This window comes from Pseudomonas sp. TMW22090, from assembly GCF_022496665.1.
Classification (GTDB): domain Bacteria; phylum Pseudomonadota; class Gammaproteobacteria; order Pseudomonadales; family Pseudomonadaceae; genus Aquipseudomonas; species Aquipseudomonas gregormendelii.
The window spans coordinates 165,914-189,099 of record NZ_SCFH01000004.1 but is presented as its reverse complement, the minus strand read 5'-3'; the positions used below and the strand labels follow the sequence as shown (position 1 = coordinate 189,099).

Genomic DNA, 23,186 nt, shown 5'->3' with positions numbered 1-23,186 from the left:
TCAGCGTGCCGGCAGGCCCCAGGACGCGCGAACCTGCTCGTACTTCGCCTCGGGCATTTGCACCAGCAGTGGCAATTGACGAGGGTCCAGCCAGCCTAGCAAGCGGGTGATGTCCGCCGTGTCCATGGCCGTGCAACCCGCCGTTGGCGAGGTGGGGCTGCGCCAGATGTGGAAGAAGATGCACGAGCCTGCGCCGCGGGTCGCCGGGGTGTTGTGATCGATGAAGATGCCTTGGCGATACAGCACGTCCTCGCTGCGCATGCGCTCGGAGCTGTTCCAGTCTTTGGCAATGGCGGCGCCGTCGACCAGTTCGTTGTAGCGCGTGGATTGGCTGTCATCCACGCATTCGGTGGATGGCGTCAGCGTCAGGTAAGGCAGCTTTGTCGGCGCGGCTGGATCGAAACCGAATGCCGTGCCCAAGGTGAATACACCGGCAGGTGCCTTGCCGTCGCCTTCACGTTTGACCGGGCCTGGGCCGGGTTCGAACGAACCCTTGCCCCAGGCCATCCCGTGCTTGCCAACTACTACCGCAAAGGCGTCGCCGGCTTTGCGCAAGGTGCTGCCATCGCGTTCATAGCGCTGGGCGCTGCCCTGGATGTCGTCCCAGCTTTTGCTGGTGACCACGATCAACTGCTGGCTGGCGTCGATCAGATCGCGAGCGCCCAGGGGGGTGATCGGGAAATCCATCACCTGTTTTTTCGCGCCTTCGCCCGCGTAGGTGAAGTGCCACCACTCCTTCGAATAGCCGGAAAAGCCCGCCTTTTCCATCGCGCTGGTGAGCCGCAGGCGATTGGCTTTTGCCGTGGCATTGATCGCGGCGCTGGCGGTGTGGGCGCGCTCGTCGAAACAATCGAAACCGGTGCCCATGTCGACAGCTCCATCATGCCACCGCTGGTCAACGGGCGCGGTGCAGTCTGCCTGCGAAGCCGCCGGCGTCCATTTGGCGGCTGGCAGCGCTTGCGGTCCGGTCAGGGTCAGGTCGACGGTTGAGCCTTTGGAGTGGCCGGAAACCCGCGCCACATAACCCAGTCGCCAGAAGTCCTGCTTATCTACCCGAGGGTAAAACTCGGTCTTGCGCGGGTCGCCCGGCTCTGTCGCAAAGCGGCCCATGTCGGCCACTGCGCGGTTGGGACGATAGCAGTCGAAAACCTTCAAGCCATAGCCTTCGGCCCGCAGGGATGACTGCACCCGGGCCAGGGCCTGTGCGGTCTCCAGGGACAACAGGCACTCGGCGGCGCCATACCCTTCAAGCGCGCGACCGGTGAAATTATGGGCGCTGGCGTAGCGCATGTCCTGCTCGATGCTCGGGTCGATAGTGCGCAAATACACCATGTGCCCGGGCCGGGACTCGGCGCTGGCCGTGGCCACCATGGCAAGGTTCAGAAGGGCGAAAATTGCAGTTCTCAGGCGCATGGTCAGAGTGGCTTCCGGTGGATATGATTGGCCGCTTGGCTGGCTGAGCTTAGCCTCCACAACGATAGAAGGGATAGATGAATGGACTCATGGACGCTGCATTGGCTGGAAGCCTCGGGCGATCTGGCCGGGTTTCGCGCGGATTTGGCTGGCGAATTCGCCGCCGCCTTCCAAACCCTCTCGCGCCTGCTGCCGCCGCCAAGGCTGGATATTCTGATCCAGGTACTGCCCGGCGAAACCATCCCGGAAATGGGCATCGTCGGGCGCGCTTATCGCAGCAGCATGTTCTCGATGACCCTGGATCCGGCCAACCCGAATTTCCTGGCGAGCCTGCGCAATGGCACGCTGCACCGGCAGATCATCCATGAGGTTCATCACTGCCTGCGCATGGCGGGTCCCGGCTACGGCTGGACCCTCGGCGAGGCATTGGTCAGCGAGGGCCTGGCCGGACAGTTCGTCCGGCATCTGCTCGGCAGCACAGCGGAACTCTGGGAGAGCGCGGTAAACCGCGAGGATCTGCTGCGCACTCCGACCGATCGCCAGGCCCTCGACGCCACTTACTACGACCGCAGCGCGTGGTTCTTCGGCACCGGCGTTCATCCAAGATGGCTGGGCTACACCCTTGGTTATCAGATGGTGGAGCAGTGGCTGGCGGGGGCAGGTGACATTGACGCGGCGACCTGGATCAATGTCCCTGCCAGCTTGATCATCGATTCGGCAGTCGAAGCAGGGTTGGTTTTACAGAAAACCTGAGTTAATCCCCAAACACCGGCCGGAAAAAACTGCGCTCATAGCTGAGAATGCACTTGGTTTCCTCAGCGTACTTGAAGGCGGCAATGCACTCCGGGTCTTGCATCGAGTCCTGGCGATAACGCTCATACTCCGCCAGGCTCGCAAAGGTGAACATCGCCATGGCGATATTGTTGGCGCCCTCGGAAGGCAGAAAATAGCCGTGATGCTGCCCGCCGAATTTTTCAACCAGTGGAATCCACAGCTTCGCGTAGTACTCGAACGCTTCGAGCTGATAGGGATCAAGCACGTACTTCAGATAACAAGTGACCACGATGTTTCCTCAATAATTGCCAATCAAAGTGCTATGAAATCACGGATCGCCCTGGCCCGAATCTTACCTGGAAAACTTTTTCGCCCCGGCCACACATAAAATCACCGCCACCGTCACCCCCAGCATGCCCGGGCTGACCTGCTCATGCAGCAGCGTGGCTGCCAGAGCCAGGCCGAAAAACGGCTGCAGCAACTGCAACTGGCCGACCGCCGCGATACCGCCCTGCGCCAGTCCGCGATACCAGAACACAAAACCCACCAGCATGCTGAAAATCGACACGTACCCCAGGCACACCCACGCCGAGGGCGTGATGCCCGAGAGGGTCGGCGGCGCGAGCCACCAGGCCAATGGCGCCATCACCGGCAACGACAGCACCAGTGCCCAGCAGATTACCTGCCAGCCACCGAGGGTCCTGGACAGCTTTGCGCCTTCGGCATATCCGAGGCCGCAGGCGAGGATCGCCGCCAACATCAATAAATCGCCGATGGGCGAGGCGGTCACGCCTTGGGAGAGAGCAAAGCCGACTACCAGCAGGCTGCCCAGAATCGAGAACAACCAGAACACCGGTCGCGGACGTTCACCGCCGCGCAGTACGCCAAACACCGCCGTGGCGAGGGGCAGCAGGCCGACGAAGACGATCGAATGGGCGGATGTCACATATTGCAGAGCCAGGGCGGTCAACAGCGGGAAACCCAGGACAACACCCAATGCGACGATGGTCAGGGGCACCAGTTGATGCCGCGCCGGGCGCTTTTCCCTGAACAGCCACAGCATGCACAGCGCCAGCAACCCTGCAATGCTGGCGCGGGCCACCGTGAGGAACACCGGATCGAACTCCAGCACGGCCAGGCGGGTGGCGGGCAGCGAGCCGCTGAAGATCAGCACTCCGATAAAACCGTTGAGCCAGCCGCTCGCGGACTTTTCCCGAGCAGGGTTTTGCAGGCTTGATGCACGTTCCATTTCGTCACACTCAAATTTGCAGAAAGCCATCCTAGGGTCGAGAATCAATAACAATCAAAAAATTGTCATGGATACATCGCCCATGCCGCGCTCGCGTTACAAATTCCTGGTGGATACCTTTGCCGCCGATATCCGTGCCGGTCGCCTGCTGCCGGGCACCCGCTTGCCGACTCACCGCCAACTGGCCACCCGTGAAGGTCTGGCGCTGGTGACCGCGAGTCGGGTGTACGGCGAGCTCGAAGCCATGGGCCTGGTGAGTGGCGAAACCGGGCGCGGCACCTTTGTCCGGGAGACTTCGCTGCCGCCCTACCTGGGCATCGACCAGCAGGAAGTCGTCGCTGGCATGATTGATCTCAACTTCAACTATCCGTCGCTGCCGGGGCAGGGCGAAATGCTGCGCAGTGCATTGCGCCAGTTGGCCGCCGGCGGTGACCTGGAGGCGCTGTTGCGCTATCAACCCCATGCGGGGCGCATGCACGAGCGTGCGTCGGTGGCGCGGCACCTGGGCGCGCGCGGGCTGACTGTCGATGCCGCTCAAGTGCTGATGGTCAGCGGCGCCCAGCATGGCCTGGCGGTGACGATGATGGCGCTGCTCAAGCCGGGCGACGTGATCGCCGCAGACGCCTTGACCTATTCGGGCTTCAAGGTGCTGGCCGAAGCGCTGCACCTGGAAATCGCGCCGATTCCTGGTGGCGCCGGCGGGCCGGATCTCGAGGCCCTGGAAAAACTTTGCCGCAGTCGGCGAGTGCGGGCGGTGTACAGCATGCCGACGTTGCACAATCCCTTGGGCTGGGTGATGCCTGCCGCGCAACGTGAGCAATTGGTGGCAATTTCGCGCAAGCACGGGCTGCTGATAATCGAGGATGCAGCCTACGCGTTCCTCTGCGAAAACCCGCCGCCACCGCTGTTTACGTTGGCGCCGGAGCGGACCGTCTATGTGTCCGGTTTATCCAAGAGCATCGCCACCGGCCTGCGCATCGGTTTTGTCGCCGCGCCTCTGGAAAAGGTGGCCGCCATCGAGCGCGCTATCCGGTCCACCACCTGGAACACCCCGGGGGTGATGACTGCGATTGCCTGTGCCTGGCTGGACGATGGCACGGTGATGCAACTGGAAGCCCAGAAGCGGGCCGACGCCCAGGCCAGGCAGATCGTTGCGTTGCGTGCGCTGGATGGGCTGCGCTGCGTGACGCATCCGTCGTCGTATTTCCTGTGGTTGCCGCTGGGCGAAGATGCCCGGGCGGACCAGATTACAAAGGCGTTGATGGAGGAGAGTATTGCCGTTTCGACGGCCGAGCCGTTTGCCACTTCGGCGCATGTCCCCCATGCGATTCGCCTGGCATTGGGGTCGGTGGACATTGATACGCTTGGGCAGGCGTTGGCTCGGGTGAAGTGGATGGTGGAGGCTTATTCGTAGGCGGGCAAGATCATAAAAGTCGCGTGCAAGCCTTGCTCCCACAGTGTCCTTGCCGATCAGAAAAAAGTGCCATGCCCGCCGGCCCTGTGGGAGCGAGCCTGCAGCTTCAAACCCATCGTCTACCCCCTGGGGGTTACTCACTCAGCGTGATAGGAATTTTTTTGGTGATACGCATACTTGCCTGGCCGCTGGCAAAAGTTATTCGTTTCCTGGCCGGGACGTATTTCACCTCAAAGGTCCGACAATGAAGCTTGAACTCATACAGATGGCGGGTCGCGATGGCGATGTCGCCTACAACCTGCAGCGCACCCTGGATGCCGTTGCGGCCTGTGCGCCAGGTACCGATATCGTGATTTTCCCGGAGTCGCAGATCACCGGGTTTCTCGATCGCGCCAATATTGCCGCACTGGCCGAGCCGCTGTCCGGGCCCAGTGTCCAGGCGATCTGCCAGGCGGCCCGGGAGCGTGACGTCGCGGTGGTGGTGGGGCTGATCGAACGCGATGGCGAGCAGTTCTACAACACCTTGTTGTTCATTACCCCGCAAGGCATCGCACTGCGTTATCGCAAGACGCACCTGTGGGTGTCCGAGCCGGGCCTGGTGCTGCCGGGTGATCGCTACGCCACGGTGCAATGGCGCGGCGTGCGAGTCGGATTGCTGATCTGCTACGACATCGAGTTCCCGGAAAGCGCCCGGGCCCTGGCGGAACTGGGCGCGCAACTGATCCTGATCAGCGACGGCAACATGCACCCCTACGCTCAGGTGCACCGCACCGCAGTCGCCGCCAGGGCCCAGGAAAACCAGGTATTCGCGGTGATGGTCAACCGCGTGGGCGAGGGTGATGGCGAAACCTACGCCGGCGGCAGCACCGTGGTCGACCCCTTCGGCCAGCGCTTGCTGGAAGCCGGAGCGCAGGAGTGCCGACAAGTCGTCGAACTGGACATGGCGCGGATCGCTCCGGCCCGTGCGCTGTACGACTACCACGCGGAAAAACGCTTCGGCTTGCCGGGCGAGTTGATCGAACACCCCGACGGTCGCCGCGAATGGTTGATTCCCTAAAGCAGCGCTTTTGCAGCTCTACGATAAAAATAATCACAGCGGCTGATGTGTCTTCAAGAACAGATCAGCCAAGGAGCACCTCATGATATTCAAGCGATTGCTGCACGCAGGCCTGGTCGTGCTCTGCGGTTCCAGTGTTGGCACGAGCTGGGCCGATGCCCCAAGCGTGAATCTCTATAACTGGTACGACTTTATCGCCCCCGAAACGCCCAAGGACTTCCAGAAGGACAGCGGCATTTCCATGGTGCTGGATACCTTCGACAGCTCCGAGGTCATGCAGAGCAAACTGATGGTAGGGCGTACCGGCTACGACGTAGTGGTGGTCACCGCCGACGTACTGCCGAACCTGATCAAGGCCGGAGTGCTCCAGGAACTGGACGCCAGTCAGTTGAGCAACCGTTCCAACCTCGACCCGGACATTCTCGCCAAGGTAGCGATCAACGACCCGGGCAACCGATACGCGGTCCCGTATATGTGGGGCACTACCGGCATCGGCTACGACGTAGAGCAGATCAAGAAGGTGTTGGGCGCCGACGCCCCCGTGGACTCCTGGGACATGATCTTCAAGGAAGAAAACATTGCCAGACTCAGCCAGTGCGGGGTGGCGATGCTGGATTCCCCCGGCGAGATCATCCCCATTGCCTTGCACTACCTGGGCCTGCCCGCCGACAGTCAGAACCCGGAAGACTATCGCAAGGCCGAGGCGCTGCTGCTGAAGATCCGCCCATACATCACCTACTTCGACTCTTCAAAGTTCATCACCGACTTGGCGAACGGCAATATTTGCGCGGTCGTGGCCTGGTCGGGCGGGGTGCATGACGCTCAGGTGGCGGTGGCGAAGGCGGGCAACGGGCGTCAGCTGGTTTACCGCATTCCCAAAGAGGGTTCGTCGGTGTGGGTGGAGAACCTGGTGCTGCTCAAGGACGCCCCGCACTCACCCCAGGGGTTGAGTTTCATCAACTACATGCTGCGTCCCGAAGTGATTGCCAAGAGTTCGAACTACCTGGGATACCCCAACGCCAACAAAACGGCGACGCCCTTGGTCGATCAGGTTCTGCGGGACAATCCGGGCGCCTATCCGTCGGCCGCGACCCTCGCCACATTGTTCCCCGGCAAACCGCTGCCACTCAAGACCGAACGCATCCGTACCCGGGTCTGGACCAAGGTCAAGAGCGGAACCTGACTGGCGCGATTCACAGACCAGGCGCACCGCGAAAACGCAGGATCTGCGCCCCGTCAAACGGATCGACCAGGTAGTGCGCCTGCACGCCGAACGTGTCTTGCAGGCGCTTGGGCGTGAGCACTTCCACGGGGGCGCCCAGCGCCACCAGTCGACCGCGCTCGAGCACGGCCAGGCGGTCACAGGTGAGTGCCTGGTTGAGATCGTGCAGGGCGATCACCGTGGTGACGGGCAGGGCATGCACCACCTGTAAAATCGACAGCTGATGCTGGATGTCCAGGTGATTGGTGGGCTCATCCAGCAGCAGGATTTGCGGCCGCTGGGCCAGGGCGCGAGCGATGTGCACGCGCTGGCGCTCACCGCCGGAGAGGCTGCGCCAGGTGCGATTTTTCAAGTGCGCGGCATCGACGTCAACCAACGCCCGCTCGACAATGTGTGCGTCTTCCCGGGACCATGGGCGCAACGCTGACAGCCAGGGGGTTCGCCCCAGGGCAACGGCGTCGAGCACACTGATGGCATCCTCGGTGTTCGCCTGCTGTTCAACTACGGCCAGGGTTTGCGCAATCGTTCGCCGTGGCAGCTTGCCCAGGCGTGTGCCGCCCAGGAACACTCCGCCCCGGGACGGCTCGCGTACCCCGGCGAGCAACTTGAGCAAAGTCGACTTGCCAGAGCCATTGGGCCCGACGATGCCCAACGTTTCCCCGCGTTGAATGTGCAGATCGATGTCGTGCAACAACTGCACCTCGCGGACATCGAAACCCAGCCCGGCACAGCTCAATACCGACTCTTCACGGCTCACCGGGCATTCCTCCGCCCGACCAGGATCAACGCAAACACCGGTGCGCCCACCAGTGCGGTGATGACCCCGACCGGAATTACCTGGCCCTTGATCAACGTCCTCGATAACACGTCAGCCGCGATCAGGAACAGCGCGCCACCCAGTGCGCTGGCAGGCAGCAGGCGGGCGTGACGGGTGCCCAGCAACAGGCGCACAGCATGGGGAATGACCAGCCCCACAAAACCGATGGAGCCGACGATCGATACCATCACCGCTGTCACCAGCGCCGCGCTGCCCACCAATATGAACTGGACCCGGCGCACCGGGATGCCAAGGGAGGCTGCGGAATCGACCCCGAACGTGAACGCGTCCAGCGCCCGCCGGTGCCACAGGCACACCGCCAGGCCAAGCAGGGCCACGGGCACCGATAACCACACCGACGGCCAGCGCACGCCACTGAGATTGCCCAGCAGCCAGAACAGGATGCCGCGAGCCTGCTCGGCACTGGCGGACTTGGTGATCAGGAACGCCGTCAGCGCGTTGAACAATTGCGAGCCGGCAATGCCGGCCAGGATGATCTGCCCGGTGCCGCTGGATGACCCGCTGACCCGCGCCAGCAAAATCACCAGGACGAAGGCTGCGACAGCCCCGGCGAAAGCGCCGACGGATAACGAAATGGCCCCCGCGCCCAGCCCCAGCAACGCCACCAGCACCGCCCCTGTGGAAGCCCCGGCGGAGATACCCAGCAGGTAGGGATCGGCGAGTGGATTGCGCAACAGTGATTGCAGGATCACCCCACAGGTGGCCAGGCCTGCACCACAAGCCGCGGCCACCAGTGCCCGGGTCAGGCGGTAGTTCCAGACGATGCCTTCGTCGATCGGGTCGAGCACATGACCGGCGGACCACAACTTGTTGGCCAATACCTGGAACACCACGCCCGGCTCGATCGGCGTTTCACCAATGGCCACGCCGGCGATCACCGCCAGCAGCAGTGTGACGAAGGCCAGCAGCGTGCGAATCAGCGTCCCGGTCATTTCGGCAAGTCGTAGCCGTTGATGGCGGTGGCCAGTGTTTCCAGGCCATCGAACATCCGCAGGCTGGCCTGCATCGCCATGGCGTCGAGGATGATGATGCGATTGTTTTTCACCGCGTCCATGTTGCGCGTGACCGGGTCACTGCGCAGGAAGGCCAGTTTCTTTTCATGGTCGTCAGCCGGGAAGCGGCGCCGATCCATACGGGCAATCACCAGGAATGTCGGGTTGGCCTTGGCAATGGTTTCCCAGCCCACCGTTGGCCATTCTTCGTCGGACTGCACTACGTTGCGCACGCCCAGGGTATTGAGCATGAAATCGGGAATGCCCTTGTGGCCGGCGACATAGGGGTCGATATCCAGGCTGGCGCTGGAGAACCAGAACAGCGCGCTGGTGTGCTTGAGGTCCTTGTTTTGCACCATGGCAATGGACTTCGCCAGGCTGGCCTTGAGCTCGGCGTTCAACTTCTCGCCACGCGCCTGCACATCGAAGATTGCCGCCAGCTGGCTGACGCTCTTGTACAGGCTGTCGATGCGAAACGCTTCGAGACGCGTGCCGTCGGCGCCCACCAGGTTGTCCTTGGCTTCGCAGTCGGAAGGCATCAGGTAAGTGGGAATCTGCAACTCATGGAATTGTTCGCGAGTGCCGACGGCGCCTTGCGGGCCGACCATCCACTCCAGTTCCACTGCCACCAGCTGTGGCCGCTTGCCAATTACCGCCTCGAAGCTCGGCTCGTTGTCAGCCAGGCGCGGCACCTTGTCGTTCTCGGTCTTGTAGCGGCCCAGCACGTCGTTGAACCACAGCGAGGTGCCCACCAGCCGGTCGCTCAATCCCATGGCATAAAGCATTTCGGTGCCGGCCTGGCCGATGGTCACTGCTCGGCTCGGTGCCTGCTGGAAGGTCAGCGTGCTGCCGCAGTTCTCCACGGTCAGGGGGTATTGCGTCGGTGCCGCCTGGGCGAGGGCGCACAGACCCAGGCCCGTGCAGAGGGTGGCGAAGCGGGGCAGCAGCATGGGGCGATCTCCAGTTGAACCGTAAACGGAGCAGGGCAATACGGTCTGGAAACACATCATCGAACGCTGCCGCAAATGCAGTGCACGGCTGGTCACCAAGATGACCCGCGCGCCAAGGATGTCCTTCCCGGACACCCCGCCGGTTAGTGATTTGCTTGGCCGGCAGGTCTCCTGACTGGTGCGTCATCACCTGGCTCCGGCCTTCCCGGGAGCGATCCCAGTGGCAGTCGTGGAGCAGGCTCAGCACCTACAGTTGCGGGGGCAGTTCCGTTTAATGCTGCGCGAGCATCACGGATTCCCTATTAATCCCATGTGGAAACCGGCGGCGGCATGGTAGTCGATCCGGCTGCCCTTGGGGAACCCGCGTGCCCAATTCCCGCAGGAGCTGCGCAGGAGCGGCGTAGGAGCTGTGTAGGAGCTGTGTAGGAGCTGTCGAGTGCAACGAGGCTGCGATCTCTTGATCTTGCCTTTGAGCTAATCTCATCAATCCAGCAATCCAGCAACAGCCCACTCCACCCCAGGAGCCCAGCCATGTTCAGCCACATTATCCTAGGCGCCCGCGATCTCGCCGCCATGACCACCTTCTACGACACGATCCTCCAACCCCTGGGCCTGGAGCGCATGCCAGACGAAAACGATGGCGGCCCACCGGGCTCGGGCTGGCAGTATCCGGGAAAGTGCTGGCCACAGTTCTTCATCCAGCTGCCCTACAACGGGTTACCGGCGAACTGGGGTAATGGCACCCAGGTCAGCTTTGCCTGCCGCTCGCGCGAGCAGGTGCAGGCCGCCTGGTCAGCGGCCATCGCCACAGGCGCGACGGATGAGGGGGCCCCCGGGATACGCGCGCATTACTCACCGGATTATTTCGGCGCCTATTGCAGGGATCCGGAGGGCAACAAATTGTGCTTTGTGCATGCGGATGGGTTGGAGTGAGAAGGCGTCAGTGCAGCCAACACAAGACGTCTAGTGCACCGCCACCTGCCGGCGCTCCCCCATCGGCGACAGACCAAAATAGCGGCTGTAGCACTTGGAGAAATGTGCCGGCGAAACGAAGCCGCACGCCAGGGCGACATCGCGGACCTGCGCCTCGCTACGCAGCAGCAGCTGCCGGGCCCGGGACAGGCGCAGCTCCAGGTAGTACTGGCTGGGTGTGCGCTTGAGGTGTTTGTGAAACAGTCGCTCCAGTTGCCGCACCGACACCTCGTTCAAGCGCGCCAGTTCTTCCAGCCCCAGCGGCTCCTCGATGTTGGCTTCCATGATCGCCACAATCTGGCTGAGCTTGGGCTGGGAGGTGCCGAGCTTCTGCCGCAGCGGCACGCGCTGGCGTTCCTGAGCGCCTCGGGCGCGATCACACAACAGCAGTTCCGCAGCATGTGTGGCGATGTCCCGCCCGCCAGGTTCACGGGCGATCAACTGCAACGTCATGTCCATGGCCGCCACTCCGCCGGAGCAGGTGTAGCGGTCGCGATCGAGTTCGAACAACTGGTTGGAAATGACGATCCCGGGAAAGCGCTCGCTCAACGCCTCGTAGTCCTCCCAGTGGATCGTGCAGCGGTAACCCTTGAGCAGGTCAGCCCGGGCGAGCAAGTGGCTGCCGGTGCAGATACCGCCCAGGGGCACCTGCAGATGCGCCAGTTTGCGCAGCCAGCCGAGCAACGGTCGGCTGCTGTGGTTGGACACGATCGGGTTGGAGCCCACCACAAACAACATGTCGAGTTTCGGTGCGTCTTCGATCGAGTAGTCGGGCAGGATGCGCATGCCGTTGCTGGCGGTGACCGGCTCCAGGCTGGCGGCGATGATCAGGGTGCGGTACATCGGCTGGCGGGCGGCCATGTTGGCCATGCGCAAGGTTTCCACGGCGGAGGCGAAGCCGATGGTGGTGAAGTTCTGGATGACCAGAAAACCCACGGTTTTCACTGGCCGTTGTTCGTAGGCAGACATGGGCCATCCTCTTGTTCTGCGCTTGTACAAATAAAAAAACCGGCCAGCTTCGTGGTGGGAAAGCGGCCGGAAAGAGGTGAACGGGGGGCAGCTTGACGCTATTGAACCTCAGGCGTTGCGGGTTTCAGGAGAAGCTGGCGCAGGACGTATCCTGGCCTTGAAAATAGCGCCCATGCACACGATGGACAGGGTCAGCGCACCGGTGGCCAGCACTTCCATGCGGTGCTGAGGCAGAATCAGCATGACGGTCAGGATGCTCAGAATGCACAAAATCACCAGGTAGCTGAGCCACGGGTAGAACCACATCTTGAAGACGATCGGGTGTCCCGAGGCGTTCATCTTGCTGCGCAATATCAGCTGCGACACGGCAATCGCCAGGTACACCAGTAAGGCCACGGCTCCGGAACTGGCCAGCAGGAAAGCGAACACCTCGTTGGGGGCAAAGTAATTCAGTGCCGTGGTCAGGAAGCCCACTGCGGTGCTGGCCAGCACGGCGATGTAGGGTACGCCGGAGCCTGAGGTTTTCTGCAGGATGCGCGGGCCGTCGCCCCGTTTGCTCAGGGAGTAGACCATGCGCGAGGCGGTATAGATGGCGGAGTTCAGGCAGCTGGCGACGGCAATCAGGACCACGATGTCGACGATCATCTTCGCGTGGGGAATGTTCATCAGCTCCAGCGCTCGTTGATACGAGCCCACTGTCACCAGCATCGGGTCATTCCAGGGAACGATGGAGATGATCAGGAACACCGAGACGATGTAGAAAATCCCCATTCGCCACACGACCGAGTTGGTCGCACGGGTGATCTGCTTCGACGGGTTCTGCGATTCGGCTGCGGCAATGGTAACAATCTCGGTGCCCATGAAACTGAACACCGTAGTGAGCATCGCGCCGATGACGGCGGTCCAGCCATTGGGCATGAAGCCGCCGAACTCCTTGCTGAGCTGGGCCACGCCACTGACGGTGGTCTCGGGCAGCCCACCCGCCAGCGCCAGCGCACCGAGGGCGATGAACCCCAGCACGGCGATGACTTTAAGCATGGCAAACCAGAATTCGAACTCGCCGTAGCGCGCCACGCTGAACAGGTTGGTCAGGGTCAGTAGCCCGGTGACCGCTATGGCGAACTCCCAAGTCTGGATGGACGGGAACCAGGCGTGGAGGATGGCGGCGGCAGCGATGGCTTCGATGGGAATCACCAGCACCCAGAACCACCAATAGAGCCAGCCGATGGTGAAGCCGGCACTGCGGCCCATGGCGCGTTCGGCGTAGGTGGAAAACGACCCGGTGTCGGGCGAGGCCACAGCCATTTCGCCAAGCATGCGCATGACCAGCACCACCAGGGTGCCGGAAAATATATACGCCAGGATCGCCGCAGGTCCGGCCGACGCGATGGCGTGGCCCGAGCCGATGAACAGGCCGGCGCCAATGGCTCCGGCGATGGACAACATGGTGACGTGACGCTGCTTGAGGCCTGGCGCCAGAGTTGAGGAACTGGACATGAGACTTACCCTTTTTTTGTTGTATTTGAGAGGGTGAAGCGTTAACCGCAGTGTTACCTGGTCGGGCACGTCCGTGCGCTGTTCAAGTCATTCAAGCGAAGGCTTCGCGTACCGCAGCGCTGATACCGGACACGCAGACGTCGAGGATCAACTGGCCTTTCTCGCGGCTGGAACCTTTAGGCGAAGACAGCGTGCCGCACGCGGGCGTGCGCTCTGGGATGATCGGGAAGACGTCGTAGGGCGGGAAGGTGGCGGGGGGATGATCCACCGCCCGGTCGAGATCGACCTTGTCCGGGTGCAAGGCCAGCATCAGCGAAGTTTCGAAGACGCCGCCGTGCTCGATATCCCAGCCGAGGAAGCCCTCGGGGTACAGCTTGGCTATGACGGCCGGATCGTTGACGAAATCCCAGTAGGACAGCACCACCACCTTGAAGTCGGTGATGCCGCCATAGCGCAGTTCGCGCAGCGCCAGGTCGATGCCCTCGACGATGAACATCGAGTTTTCAAAATGCCCATTCATCAGCACCAGCTTGCGCGCTCCGTGGCGTGCCAGCTCGCGAATGATGTCCTGCACGGTGTGGGTGAGGGTGGCGCCATCGAGGCTGGTGGTGCCAGGAAAGTGATTGCCACCGCCGGATTTCTGCTGGGACTTGTAGCCGTACGCCAGTGCGGGCAACACCAGGCCACTGACGTTATGCGCCACCGCCTTGCAGATCGCGGTGGGCAGCAGGACATCGACCTCCATGCACATGTGGTGTCCGTGCTGCTCCAGAGCGCCCACCGGCAGGAAGATCGGGCAGCCGGTCGCGACTTTTGCCGCGTATTCCGGCCAGGTGAGTTCTCCAATGACGACGCTGTTGTTCATCTGTACACCCATCTAAGTAATTGACCCACAGGTCATTTTCAGGCCGTGGCGGGTAAAACGATTCGATCAGATTGGCAGGTGGCAGATTTGTCCAAATCCGACCCGTAGTTGGCATTACGGCCTCATGCAGCTCCTTGTGGCGGCCACAGGTCGGGTCTGATCAATTGCAGGTCGGGCGTGCACAAAAAACACTGATGGCGATCTGCTGCAATGCTGCCAGCCAGCCAAGGATGCGTGGGCTTGGCCGCGACACGGATGAGGCACTTCCAACACCCGGGGAAACATGTCATGAACAAGCGCATCGACCTTTCACGCCGTACCTTCCTCAAGACTTCCGGCATCCTCGCAGGCACCGCGGCGCTGTGCGGCTTACTACCGGCGAGAAGCTTCGCCGCTGCGGAAAAAGAACTGGTCATCCTGGCGTGGGCCGGGCACGCCGAGCCGGACATCGTTGCCGATTTCGAGCGCCAGTACGGGGTCAAGGTCCGGGCCAAGTACTACACCGGCGGCGACAACATGCTGGGGCTGATCTCGCAATCGCCGCCCGGCACCTTTGACTTGATCCTGTCCGATGCTGAATACGTGCAACAACTCAACGCTGCCGAATACATCGAGCAACTCGATCCGGCGGATTACCCCTTTGATGATTTCTACCCCGAGTTCCAGCATTTTCCAGGGCACTGGCAGGGCGACAAGCTTTATTCGGTGCTGATCCGCTTCGGATTCCTGGGCATTGCCTACAACACTCAACTGGTTCCCGAAGCCAAGGTGCAAAGCTACGACCTGTTCTGGGACGATAGCCTCAAGGGCAAGGTCGGGCACTTCGACTGGCACCTGCCCAACCTGGGGCAGATCAGCCTGCTTGACGGCAACGCGCGGCCTTATGACATCGATGCCGCGCATTGGCAAAGCGTGCAGCAGAAACTCATGAGCCTGCGCCCGCAAATCGGCGGCTTCTTCGATTATGGCGGGACCTTTTCTTCGCTGAAAAACGGCCAGGTGCATGCCATGTGCGGCATTGGCGACTGGATCACCGGGGTCCTGCAGCGCGCCGGCGCTCCGGTAAAAACCGTGTTGCCCAAGGAGGGCGGGCTGCAATGGACGGAGTCCTACTGCATCGCCCGGAAAGCCCACAGTCCGGATCTGGCGAAGAAGTTCATCCAGTACATCACCTCACCCCAGGGCCAGGTCAAGTCGGCAAAAATGGCCGCGTACCCCGCGCTTATTCCCAGTAAAAAAGGTTGGGAGCTGCTCAACCAGTCCGATCTCGCCGAAGCCAGGCGCCAGGGCATGGTGCTGGGACAACGCAACGTCATGGATGACATCCGCGACGGCCGCATCAAGTATCGCGAGCTGCCGGTCCAGCAGAGCCTGGAAGACTGGAACGACTTCTGGTCGCAATACAAGGGTGCCTGACAAGACGCGTGGAGAAGGTGGCAATGATTTCAGACAAGTTGAAGACTTCACCGCCGGTACTGTCCGACAGCAGCCCCGCCATACGCCAGCGCACCACCAGGAAGGCCGTGCACGTGCCGTGGTTCGGGCTGTGTTTTTCGCTGCCGATCCTGATCTGGCAACTGGTTTTTTTCGTGTTTCCGCTGGCCTTCCTGGTGGCGATCAGTTTCTGGGTGGTGCGCAACTTTCGGATGGTGCCGACCTTCGAGTGGCTGAACTGGAGCTACATGTTCAGCCGCGGGTTCTTCTGGGACGCCTATGTGCACACCCTGGCCATGGCGGCGGGCGCCACTGTACTGGTCAGCCTGGTGGCGTTTCCGTGTGCCTACACCATTGCCTTCAAGTTTCGCGATTCTGCCCGGCAGCTACTGGTACTGCTGCTGATCACGCCGTTTTTCACCAGCTATCTGGTGCGCACGTATTCGTGGCAGGTGTTCCTGAGCGACAACGGGATTCTCAACGCGGCGCTGGGGCTGCTCGGCATCGGCTCGGTGGCCATGTTGAACACCACCGTCGGCACCTATGTCGGCTACTTCACCCTGTGCCTGCCCCTGGTGGTGCTGCTGCAATTGTTCAGCCTGATGTACATCGATCGTTCGTTGATCGAGGCCGCGCACAACCTCGGCAGCGGGCGTTGGCGCACCGTGCTGCTGGTGGTCATACCTTCGGCGCGGATTGGCATCGTCGTGGCGGCGCTGTTCTGTTTCATCCTGACCTTCGGTGATTTTGTCAGCCCGCTGTACCTGGGCGGCGGTCAACCACCGACCCTCAGCACCCTGATCACCGACACCACCAAGTCCGGTCAGCAATGGCCCCGTGCAGCGGTGATTGCGACGGTCATGATCATCACGCTGCTGATCACGGCCTTTGCTGCGGTTCGCTTTGCTTATCGGAGACGCCCATGAACGAGCATCGCCTGATCAACTTCCTGCTGCGCAGCTTTGTCGTGCTGGTGTTCATGTTCATCTTCACGCCCATTGCCGGCAGCTTTGTGTTCTCGTTCAATATCGACCGCTTTCCGTCCTTGCCCCTGGGCGGTTTCAGCCTGCACTGGTACGAGGTCATCGCTGCGGATCCGGCAGTCTGGCAGGCGTTCAGGAACAGTCTGCTGGTGGGCGTGGTGGTGTCACTGGTTTCGACTCTATTGGGTTTCACTGCGGCCTATACCGACTTTCGTTACCAGTTTTTCGGCAAGTCGATCTACATGGCACTCGCGACGCTGCCGCCGACCATTCCGGTGGTGATCATGGGCCTGGCGATGCTGGCGTTCCTTTCCCGGGTAGGTCTGTCAGGGTCGATCTACGCAGTGATGATCAGCCATATCGTGATGTGCACGCCGTTCGCCATGGCAGTCATCCGCATGCGGCTGGCGCAGATGGATCCCCATATCGAGGCGGCGGCGTGGAACCTGGGAGCCAACCAGTGGAAGGCCATGCGCTTCGTGATCCTGCCATTCACTGCGCCGAGCATCTTCGCCGCGTTGTTCGTGACCATGGCAGTGTCCTTCGACGAGTTCGCGGTGGCCTGGTTCGTCTCGGGCCTGAACGAGACCGTTCCGGTGCGCATCCTCAATACCTTGCAAGGCCAGGTGAGCCCGACCATCAACGCTATCGGCACGATTGTCTTCATTACCACCATGAGCCTGGTGATCTTCGCGCAAATGCTGTTGATGCGTCGGCGCAACGCCTGACCGCGACGAGCGCCCCTACACCCCTCCAACCCGAAGGACTACGCCATGACTCAACCGCTGGTGGTATTTGACAACGTGGTCAAGCATTTCGGCAGCTACCAGGCTGTCGAGCGGCTCAACCTGGAGATCTACAAAGGCGAATTTGTCGCCATCATGGGTTCCAGCGGGTGTGGCAAGACCACGACACTGCGCATGCTCGCCGGGCTCGACAAACCGAGCGAGGGCGAAATCCGCCTGAACGGCGAGCGCATCAATGACCTGTATTCCTGGCAGCGGGAGACGCCACTGGTGTGGCAGAACCTGGCGTTGTTCCCATTTTTGAATGTACTGGAAAACGTCGAGTTCGGCCTGCGCATGCGCGGCATGGCCAAGGCGCAGCGGCGCAAAAAGGCATTGCACTGGCTTGAGCGTCTGGACCTCGGGGAGTTCGCCAATCGGGACATCAGCCTGCTGTCCGGGGGCCAGCGCCAGCGTGTGGCGCTGGCCCGCTCACTGGTCACGGAACCCCCGATCCTGCTGCTCGACGAGCCATTGAGTGCCCTCGATGCGCACCTGAGTGTGCGCATGCAGGGGGTACTCACCGGGCTGCAAAAGGACTTGGGCATTACCTTTGTCTATGTCACCCACAGTCAGTCCGAGGCCTTCGCGATGGCGGATCGCGTGGTGATCATGAGCCGTGGCCGGGTGGAGCAGATTGGCACGCCCCAGGCGGTATTTGTTGAACCGCACAATCGCTTCGTGGCCGAGTTCGTCGGCGGCAAGAACATCTTCCCCGGCACGGTGGCAGGGTTCGACGACAGCGGTCTGGTGCGGCTGGAATCAGCGCAGGGTAGTTTCGTCGCGCGACTGCCGGAGGGCAAATCGGTGAGTGCAGGGGAGGCGGTCACGGTCTGTGTCAGCGCCGAGCATATCGAACTGACCACCCGGCCGGTGCGGCAAAATCGGCTGGCGTGCACTGTCGTCGGGGAGGAGTTCATTGGCTCGATGGTCAACGTGTATCTCGAAGCCAGCGGCGGCCTGGAGCTGAAGGTGCAAAAGACCCATGCCGACTATAACCAGCTGGGCGTGCATTGCGGGCAGAGCCTGTTCGCCGAGTGGGACGGGGGACATGCGCTGATTTTGCGCGATGGCAGCTGACCCCCGACTGCCACCCTCTGCACAAGCAAAGATTGCTCGTTATGACCTTGGGCCAGTCGAAATCCAGGCTGGCCGACCGTCAGCGCGCATTTGAGAAAACCAAGTCCGGACTTTGCAACAGTCAGACGCAGACCGCAGTCAGCGTCCTGAATTCTTTTTATTGACGCGGCTTTCAGACGACTTGTTGGGTTACCCGTCGGCGCGTTTGTCGCTCATCATTCTGTTTGAACTCCTGTTAATGCAGCTCCGTCATCTGAACTGAGGGCGGCTGCGAAACTGTCGTGGCGCACCCGAAAACGCATTTTTCGAAAGGCGAGGGACGTCATGAATATTCCAGACAGCAGGACTGAAGGTCAGAACGATCATCAGGGCTCCGCAAGACCGGAGGCCGATTTTCAACATTTGAAGGAAGGCGTCACCGAGGCGCTCGGTGACGCGAGGCAACAAGCGGATGCGCAGTTCGGGCAGTACCGCGATACCGCTGCCGATCAGATCGAGGCATTGGCCAAAGGGGCAAAGTCCTTTGTCTCGGAGATCGAAGACAAGGACAGCCTCGGCATGTCCGACTACCTGGCCGACATGGCCGAATCCATGACCGGCCTGGCCGGTAATCTGCGTGGCAAAAGCGCCGAGCAGTTGCTGCACGATGCGGCCGATCTGGCGCGCAACAATCCGGCCCTGTTCCTGGCAGGCAGCGTCGCGCTGGGATTCGGCCTGTCGCGATTCCTCAAGGCTGGTACTGCTGCGGCCTATACCGCCAGCGCGCAAAAGCCTTCAGAGAACAGCAGCTCTGCGCCTGCGCCCGGCAGCTTTGGTGCGCAGCGCCCGTACGAAACATCGGTCGCTGCGCACACCGGGCTAGACACCGGCATCACCCCGTCCGCGCCGGGTGAGCAGGACCATCCCACCGACTTTGCGACCCCGACAACTCCAGGTTCGAATGACTTCAAGGGAGCACTGTGATGAACAGAGAAAACCCAGATCTGCCGGGCGCACGCCCCGTACCCGTGGTTGAAACCGACGCTTCAGTCGTCGGCCTGTTGCGCCAGTTGTCACGTGAGGTTCCGGCCCTGTTCACCAAGGAACTGGCCCTGGCCAAGGCCGAGCTGCAGGCCAGTCTCATTACGCTCAAGGCCGGCATTGCCGGGGTGGCCGGCGGGGCAATTGTGCTGCTGGCGGGCTTCATCATCCTGTTGATGTCGGTGGTCTACGGCCTGTCGATGGTGATGGCGCCCTGGCTCGCGGCACTTATAGTGGGCGTGGTGGTGATGATCATCGGATTCGCCATGCTGCAGTCGGGTAAAAAACAATTCGAGCCATTCCACTTCAAGCCTGATCGCACCCTGGATGCCTTGAACAAGGACCAGGAAGCCCTGCGGAGGAAAGTCTCATGAAAAGCGAATTCGAACTGGAATCGGAAAAAAGCCCGGAAGCGATCGAGCGTGAAATCGACGCGCAGCGCGCCAGCATTGGCAACATCGTCGATGCACTGGAGAGCAAGTTCACCCCGGGCCAGATGTTTGACCAGGCGTGGGGCGTGATGCAAGGCAACGGCACCGCGTTCCTCTCCAACCTGGGTACCAGCGTGCGCAACAATCCGGTGCCCGCCGTGCTGACCTCGGTGGGGTTGCTGTGGCTGATGATGAGCCAGAATCGCCCCCCAAGCCCGAACGTCGGTTATCGCAGTGGTCCAGAGCACAGCAGGGTCGGAGAGTGGGCCGATGGCGTGTCGGACGGCATTGACAGCGCGCGGGACCGCTTGCACCACACCGCAGATTCCATGAAGGAAGGCTACCAGTCCGTCAAGGGCAAGGCCGCGCACCTGGGCGACAGCCTGGGGGCCGCCACTGACAACGTCAGTCACGCCATGCACGACGCCAGTGATCGGCTCGCGCGCGGTACGCAGGCAATGGGGGATCAGTTCACACATCTACTCAGGGAACAGCCGTTGATGGTCGCTGCGGCGGGCATCGCGCTGGGCGCGTTACTGGGCGCCGCGATCCCCTCGACGGCTACCGAGCAACGTTACCTGGGCAAAACCAGCGCGGGACTGACGGACAAGGTCAAGCAGCAGGCGCGTGAAGGATTTGAAGCGGTGCGCGATACCGTCACCAAGACCACTGATCATGCCGATGCGCCAACGGCGGCCCAGACGGATATGAACAGTAGCGTCCCGAACGGGCAACAACGCACTGCCTCCAGCGCTCCAGCGGACTTGTCCGCAGGGTTGGGTACTTCCTGACAGCAGGTGTGAAAAAAGGGAGGCCTGCGTCAGGCCTCCCTCTATTCCGTGTGACACCTGTGGTCAGTTTCCATCGGCCACTTTGCGCTCTATCTCATCGACCTTTTTCTGCAGCTCTTGGGTGTCCTGCTCCTTGGTGCGGGTGGAGGAGGGCGTGATGACTTCGTCCACTGCGCGGGTATCGTCGTCCGTGTCCGCCAGATCCCTCTGCACCACATTCACCGGCTTGCCGGACGAGTCCCTGGGTGGTGCGTTGGATGTCACGGGTGATTCGCCATCATTGCTGCGGTCATCATTGTCGTTCATGTCGCATACCTCCATCGGCTTTCACATTGGATGCAAGGGTGCAGGTCGAGTTCGGGATTTTTCATACCCGCTGACCGCCGGCCCCCGGTTATTCAGGACGGCGTCGCCTCGGTCCAGTCGAGCTTGGCCGACTCGCGCCAGCGCACTTCGACAACGCCGTATTTTTCCGCCTGGGGCCTGGATACCACTTTGAGCGGCGGCCTTCCGGGTTTGGGGATGGGCGCTATGCCGGCATCACAACTTGCCCAATGCCAGGCATCGCGATTGCTCATCACTTTTGCACGGATGATGAACGACCTCGGCTCCCCGTGGAGCAGGTATTCAATGATGTAGAGACCGGTGCTGTTCATGAGGACCCTCCTTATGCTCATAGACAAAGGAGTGGTGGTGTCAGAAAAAATTCAAAGCAATTTCCCGGCGGCGTTAAGCGCTTATTTTCAGGAAAAAAAATGCACTTTATAAGGTTCTGGAGACTCCCTTTTCCAGCCGCTCAGCTGCAGATCAGCCTGACTGCCTTGGCGGCACGTTCCAGTTCCTGTTTGACGTCCACCGGTATTCGCTGCTTGCGCAAGGTTTGCTCCAGGAAGGCCTGGTTGCCCCGACTGTCGACTTCGGCATCAATGGCGGCGTCCTCGGCACCGATCGCCGTGGCGTGGGATTCCATCACCGAGTCAATCTCGACATCGTTCCTGGCGGCATCCAGGGCTCCGACGAGTTTCGCCACGTCCTCTTCCTCGGCCTTGGCATAGGCATCCACCGTCAAACCTGCCGCCAACGCCCGAGCCCGCACTTCGACTCCTTTCAATGCCTCCCTGGCTTCCCCGCAGCGTAATTCCTGGGTGTGGTTTTGCACATCGCGCCACTGCAGCAGTGAGTACGTCAGCGTGCCGACCATTGCCAGGGTGATACCGCTTATCAGGATCGGCTTCATGGGTGGATTCTCGAGCGGATGCAAAAGGGCGCGCTATTTCTTTCAGGCATTCACAGCGTAGCACCGGGCAGCGAGGGTCAGCGGCTTCAATATCTTTCCAGGTGCCGCCATTGCGCTTTCTCCATGCGCCCCATAACGTATTGGTTTTCGTCGCAAAGCAGGTCGACCATTGATCGAAAGACGCCAGTTCAGTGAAGGGTTAAAGGGCAAGAACCTTCGTTACCTGAATGACAACGCCAGCGCGACACCTCAAGTGGTGCGCTGCGGGTTCCTGCTGCTTGAGCATTTTTCGCTGCCGGCCTTCACGCAGGTGCTGGATACGCTCGTGACCGCCAATCTGTTGCGTCCAGGAGTGTTCACCACGCGCACCTTCGGCTTGAGCGAAGGCGAAGTAGTCAGCGATCTGGGGCTGGTCATTCGCCCGGATGCGCGTCTCGACGGTTCAGCGATCAAGGGGCTGGATCTGCTGGTGGTGTGTGGTGGTTATCGAACCGAACTCAAGGCCAACGAAGCGTTTATCTCTCAGCTCAAGGCCGCAGCGGAGCAGGGCGTGATGCTCGCCGGCTTGTGGAACGGCGCCTGGTTCCTCGGCAAGGCGGGCCTGCTCGAGGGCTATCGCTGCGCCATTCATCCGGAACACCGCCCGGCGCTCGCGGAAATCTCCCGCGCGACCCAGGTCAGTAGTGAACCCTACGTCATTGATCGCGACCGGCTCACGGCGTCCAGTCCTTCGGGCGCCTTTCACATGGCCCTGGACTGGATCAAGAGTCTCTACGATAAAGCCCTGGTCGAGGGTGTCGAAGACATCCTGGCCTTTGAGGAATCGCGTTACCGGCGAATCAAGCCGGCGGAGAACATCTGCGTCAGCGCGCCGTTGCGCGAGGTGGTCAAGCTCATGGACACCAATCTTGAAGAGCCGCTGGAACTGGAGCAACTGGCGGTCTACGCCGGTCGTTCGCGGCGACAACTCGAACGCCTGTTCAAGGAACAGCTGGGCACCACGCCGCAACGCTATTACCTGGAGCTGCGCATTACCGAGGCGCGCCGGCTGCTGCAGCACACCGAGTTGTCTCAGGTCGAAGTTCTGGTGGCCTGCGGGTTCGTCTCGCCAAGCCATTTCAGCAAGTGCTACAGCGCCTACTTCGGCTACCGGCCGTCCAAGGAAAAGCGCCTGGTGAAGTAGCGTCGGGACGCTGCCCGGAGGAACTGCGTT

General features: G+C 61.5%; 25 protein-coding genes and 1 riboswitch. Of the genes, 13 read left to right on the top strand and 12 right to left on the bottom strand.

Annotated elements, in window-relative coordinates; translation table 11 throughout:
* Positions 1-1,413 carry a M15 family metallopeptidase gene (locus EQV97_RS13380; RefSeq protein ID WP_240889059.1) on the bottom strand — a complete coding sequence of 471 codons (1,413 nt, stop codon included), beginning with the start codon at positions 1,411-1,413 and terminating at the stop codon, positions 1-3.
* Between the two features lie 81 nt (positions 1,414-1,494).
* On the opposite strand from EQV97_RS13380, the gene EQV97_RS13375 reads away from it, so the two are divergent.
* Complete coding sequence (locus EQV97_RS13375; protein WP_240889058.1) at positions 1,495-2,166, top strand: DUF2268 domain-containing putative Zn-dependent protease; 672 nt, start codon at positions 1,495-1,497, stop codon at positions 2,164-2,166.
* 1 nt (position 2,167) lies between these two features.
* Here the strand turns inward: EQV97_RS13375 and EQV97_RS13370 are convergent, their stop codons facing one another.
* Positions 2,168-2,476 carry an NIPSNAP family protein gene (locus EQV97_RS13370; RefSeq protein WP_122839215.1) on the bottom strand — a complete coding sequence of 103 codons (309 nt, stop codon included), beginning with the start codon at positions 2,474-2,476 and terminating at the stop codon, positions 2,168-2,170.
* Between the two features lie 63 nt (positions 2,477-2,539).
* A complete protein-coding gene (locus EQV97_RS13365) occupies positions 2,540-3,436 on the bottom strand; it encodes a DMT family transporter (RefSeq protein WP_122839214.1) in 897 nt (298 codons plus the stop codon).
* 82 nt (positions 3,437-3,518) lie between these two features.
* On the opposite strand from EQV97_RS13365, the gene EQV97_RS13360 reads away from it, so the two are divergent.
* From EQV97_RS13360 to EQV97_RS13350, 3 genes are all read left to right on the top strand, one after another.
* The gene (locus EQV97_RS13360) at positions 3,519-4,850 is read left to right on the top strand and encodes a PLP-dependent aminotransferase family protein (protein WP_240889057.1); all 1,332 of its coding nucleotides are present in this window, start codon (positions 3,519-3,521) and stop codon (positions 4,848-4,850) included.
* A 244-nt stretch (positions 4,851-5,094) separates the two neighbouring features.
* Complete coding sequence (locus EQV97_RS13355) at positions 5,095-5,907, top strand: carbon-nitrogen hydrolase family protein (protein WP_240889056.1); 813 nt, start codon at positions 5,095-5,097, stop codon at positions 5,905-5,907.
* 82 nt (positions 5,908-5,989) lie between these two features.
* Positions 5,990-7,090, top strand: a complete 1,101-nt coding sequence (locus EQV97_RS13350) for a polyamine ABC transporter substrate-binding protein (RefSeq protein WP_240889055.1) — start codon at positions 5,990-5,992, stop codon at positions 7,088-7,090.
* Positions 7,091-7,100: 10 nt separating this feature from the next.
* Here EQV97_RS13350 and EQV97_RS13345 read toward each other — a convergent pair whose 3' ends face one another.
* Genes EQV97_RS13345 through EQV97_RS13335 form a run of 3 tightly spaced genes read right to left on the bottom strand, consistent with a single transcriptional unit; the run spans position 7,101 to position 9,909 of the window.
* On the bottom strand, positions 7,101-7,886 hold the full coding sequence (locus EQV97_RS13345; RefSeq protein WP_240889054.1) for an ABC transporter ATP-binding protein: 786 nt from the start codon (positions 7,884-7,886) through the stop codon (positions 7,101-7,103).
* Positions 7,883-8,899 carry an iron ABC transporter permease gene (locus EQV97_RS13340; RefSeq protein ID WP_122839209.1) on the bottom strand — a complete coding sequence of 339 codons (1,017 nt, stop codon included), beginning with the start codon at positions 8,897-8,899 and terminating at the stop codon, positions 7,883-7,885. The genes EQV97_RS13345 and EQV97_RS13340 overlap by 4 nt, the downstream gene beginning before the upstream one ends.
* Positions 8,896-9,909, bottom strand: a complete 1,014-nt coding sequence (locus tag EQV97_RS13335) for an ABC transporter substrate-binding protein (RefSeq protein ID WP_201147355.1) — start codon at positions 9,907-9,909, stop codon at positions 8,896-8,898. Before EQV97_RS13335 ends, EQV97_RS13340 begins: the two co-directional genes overlap by 4 nt.
* A 143-nt stretch (positions 9,910-10,052) precedes the next feature.
* Positions 10,053-10,248, bottom strand: a riboswitch (cobalamin riboswitch).
* A gap of 192 nt (positions 10,249-10,440) precedes the next feature.
* Between EQV97_RS13335 and EQV97_RS13330 the strand changes: the two genes are divergently transcribed.
* On the top strand, positions 10,441-10,842 hold the full coding sequence (locus EQV97_RS13330; protein WP_240889053.1) for a VOC family protein: 402 nt from the start codon (positions 10,441-10,443) through the stop codon (positions 10,840-10,842).
* A gap of 30 nt (positions 10,843-10,872) precedes the next feature.
* Here EQV97_RS13330 and EQV97_RS13325 read toward each other — a convergent pair whose 3' ends face one another.
* The 3 genes from EQV97_RS13325 to EQV97_RS13315 all read right to left on the bottom strand — a co-directional run bounded on the left by EQV97_RS13325 (position 10,873) and on the right by EQV97_RS13315 (position 14,212).
* A complete protein-coding gene (locus EQV97_RS13325; protein ID WP_122839207.1) occupies positions 10,873-11,850 on the bottom strand; it encodes a GlxA family transcriptional regulator in 978 nt (325 codons plus the stop codon).
* A gap of 108 nt (positions 11,851-11,958) precedes the next feature.
* Entirely contained in the window at positions 11,959-13,347 is a 1,389-nt protein-coding gene (gene gabP, locus EQV97_RS13320; protein ID WP_122839206.1) for a GABA permease, read from the bottom strand.
* A 91-nt stretch (positions 13,348-13,438) separates the two neighbouring features.
* Positions 13,439-14,212, bottom strand: coding sequence for a creatininase (locus tag EQV97_RS13315; protein WP_122839205.1), 774 nt, complete (start codon positions 14,210-14,212; stop codon positions 13,439-13,441).
* A 288-nt stretch (positions 14,213-14,500) separates the two neighbouring features.
* On the opposite strand from EQV97_RS13315, the gene EQV97_RS13310 reads away from it, so the two are divergent.
* The 7 genes from EQV97_RS13310 (at position 14,501) to EQV97_RS13280 (ending at position 20,736) form a co-directional block, all read left to right on the top strand.
* Positions 14,501-15,628, top strand: coding sequence for an extracellular solute-binding protein (locus tag EQV97_RS13310; protein ID WP_240889052.1), 1,128 nt, complete (start codon positions 14,501-14,503; stop codon positions 15,626-15,628).
* Between the two features lie 23 nt (positions 15,629-15,651).
* A complete protein-coding gene (locus EQV97_RS13305) occupies positions 15,652-16,572 on the top strand; it encodes an ABC transporter permease (RefSeq protein ID WP_045062196.1) in 921 nt (306 codons plus the stop codon).
* Positions 16,569-17,357, top strand: coding sequence for an ABC transporter permease (locus EQV97_RS13300; RefSeq protein ID WP_122839203.1), 789 nt, complete (start codon positions 16,569-16,571; stop codon positions 17,355-17,357). Before EQV97_RS13305 ends, EQV97_RS13300 begins: the two co-directional genes overlap by 4 nt.
* A gap of 45 nt (positions 17,358-17,402) precedes the next feature.
* Positions 17,403-18,494 (top strand): ABC transporter ATP-binding protein, encoded by a 1,092-nt coding sequence (locus EQV97_RS13295; RefSeq protein WP_225568585.1) that lies wholly within the window; start codon positions 17,403-17,405, stop codon positions 18,492-18,494.
* 324 nt (positions 18,495-18,818) lie between these two features.
* Positions 18,819-19,457 carry a hypothetical protein gene (locus tag EQV97_RS13290; protein WP_225568584.1) on the top strand — a complete coding sequence of 213 codons (639 nt, stop codon included), beginning with the start codon at positions 18,819-18,821 and terminating at the stop codon, positions 19,455-19,457.
* A complete protein-coding gene (locus EQV97_RS13285) occupies positions 19,457-19,888 on the top strand; it encodes a phage holin family protein (protein ID WP_240889051.1) in 432 nt (143 codons plus the stop codon). The genes EQV97_RS13290 and EQV97_RS13285 overlap by 1 nt, the downstream gene beginning before the upstream one ends.
* Complete coding sequence (locus EQV97_RS13280; protein ID WP_122839199.1) at positions 19,885-20,736, top strand: DUF3618 domain-containing protein; 852 nt, start codon at positions 19,885-19,887, stop codon at positions 20,734-20,736. The genes EQV97_RS13285 and EQV97_RS13280 overlap by 4 nt, the downstream gene beginning before the upstream one ends.
* A gap of 63 nt (positions 20,737-20,799) precedes the next feature.
* Here EQV97_RS13280 and EQV97_RS13275 read toward each other — a convergent pair whose 3' ends face one another.
* The 3 genes from EQV97_RS13275 to EQV97_RS13265 all read right to left on the bottom strand — a co-directional run bounded on the left by EQV97_RS13275 (position 20,800) and on the right by EQV97_RS13265 (position 21,973).
* On the bottom strand, positions 20,800-21,042 hold the full coding sequence (locus tag EQV97_RS13275) for a hypothetical protein (RefSeq protein ID WP_201147360.1): 243 nt from the start codon (positions 21,040-21,042) through the stop codon (positions 20,800-20,802).
* 92 nt (positions 21,043-21,134) lie between these two features.
* Positions 21,135-21,392, bottom strand: coding sequence for a DUF6555 family protein (locus EQV97_RS13270; protein ID WP_045062182.1), 258 nt, complete (start codon positions 21,390-21,392; stop codon positions 21,135-21,137).
* A gap of 140 nt (positions 21,393-21,532) precedes the next feature.
* The gene (locus EQV97_RS13265; RefSeq protein ID WP_122839197.1) at positions 21,533-21,973 is read right to left on the bottom strand and encodes a hypothetical protein; all 441 of its coding nucleotides are present in this window, start codon (positions 21,971-21,973) and stop codon (positions 21,533-21,535) included.
* 169 nt (positions 21,974-22,142) lie between these two features.
* On the opposite strand from EQV97_RS13265, the gene EQV97_RS13260 reads away from it, so the two are divergent.
* Complete coding sequence (locus EQV97_RS13260) at positions 22,143-23,156, top strand: GlxA family transcriptional regulator (protein ID WP_122839196.1); 1,014 nt, start codon at positions 22,143-22,145, stop codon at positions 23,154-23,156.
* Positions 23,157-23,186: the final 30 nt, after the last annotated feature.